Here is a 544-nt window from a genome sequence, read left to right on the forward strand (position 1 = left end):
AGTTTTAATCTTGCGACCGTACTCCCCAGGCGGTCAACTTCACGCGTTAGCTACGTTACTAAGGAAATGAATCCCCAACAACTAGTTGACATCGTTTAGGGCGTGGACTACCAGGGTATCTAATCCTGTTTGCTCCCCACGCTTTCGTGCATGAGCGTCAGTATTGGCCCAGGGGGCTGCCTTCGCCATCGGTATTCCTCCACATCTCTACGCATTTCACTGCTACACGTGGAATTCTACCCCCCTCTGCCATACTCTAGCCTGCCAGTCACCAATGCAGTTCCCAGGTTGAGCCCGGGGATTTCACATCGGTCTTAGCAAACCGCCTGCGCACGCTTTACGCCCAGTAATTCCGATTAACGCTCGCACCCTACGTATTACCGCGGCTGCTGGCACGTAGTTAGCCGGTGCTTATTCCTCAGGTACCGTCAATTTCGCTCAAAAGTGGTTTACAACCCGAAGGCCTTCTTCCCTCACGCGGCGTTGCTGGGTCAGGCTTGCGCCCATTGCCCAATATTCCCCACTGCTGCCTCCCGTAGGAGTC

The 544-nt window shown here is 54.4% G+C and carries 1 rRNA gene; it reads right to left on the reverse strand.

Annotated elements, in window-relative coordinates:
* A 16S ribosomal RNA gene (locus CK501_RS16645) occupies positions 1–544 on the reverse strand; the annotation flags it as partial.

It is taken from the genome of Halovibrio salipaludis, assembly GCF_002286965.1.
Taxonomy (GTDB): Bacteria; Pseudomonadota; Gammaproteobacteria; order Pseudomonadales; family Oleiphilaceae; genus Halospina; species Halospina salipaludis.